This window comes from Sebaldella sp. S0638, assembly GCF_024158605.1.
Lineage (GTDB): Bacteria > Fusobacteriota > Fusobacteriia > Fusobacteriales > Leptotrichiaceae > Sebaldella.
In genome coordinates this window covers 1-736 of sequence record NZ_JAMZGM010000107.1, presented here as the reverse complement: position 1 = coordinate 736, position 736 = coordinate 1, and the positions used below count along the sequence as shown (strand labels likewise).

1 protein-coding gene is annotated in these 736 nt (G+C 34.2%); it reads right to left on the bottom strand.

What is annotated here, in order from left to right:
- Positions 1-599, bottom strand: a 599-nt coding sequence (locus NK213_RS17790; RefSeq protein WP_253351702.1) for a hypothetical protein, incomplete at its 3' end; no start/stop codon positions are given.
- Positions 600-736 lie beyond the last annotated feature (137 nt).

Below are 736 nucleotides of genomic sequence, written 5' to 3'. Positions count from 1 at the left end.
TCCACCTCATATGCTATTACATTCGTTGTTCCGTTTATTTCTTCTTCTACACCATAGAATCTGTAAAAAGATATATCTGCTGTGGTTGTTGTCATTACCTGACCGCTTGTTGGTATTAGCTGCACTTCTAAAAGACTGCTAGATGATGGCGGTATTTTTAAAGTTCCTGTTATCAAAAATGACGCATTATTTGATGTTTGATTTATTACCCAGTATTGACTGTTTAAAAGTACCAGTACCTGCAATGGGGGGACACAGTTTTTTACTGTTATATGAATTGTTATACCTGCAAGTCCAGATTCATTAAGCAAGGTTTGTATCTGCCCAAACTGATTATACGGAATATGATAATTATTAGGTGTGTTATTTAACTGTACTCTCTTTTTTAATATTCTTGTATAATAGGTATCATGGCCGGTTCTTACATTCTGTACTTCTACACTATAGGTATCATAACCATGCTCCATATTTATTATTCCGGTTTTCAATATATGCTCTCCCCAGGCTATTCCCTGAGTATAATCTGATAGTTTAAACGGCGTATTTGTGGGAACTGTTATTACTTTTGCTTTTCTTATTACTTTTTTATCTTTCCACATAGCTACTCCTAATTGTATTCATATATTTCATAATCAAATTTGGCATTACAGTTTATAGCTGTTATATCATAAACATTTTTCCCGCTTACTGTTCTTTTAGTGTACCAGACTACTCCTTCTGCGGGCTGTGTGATTTC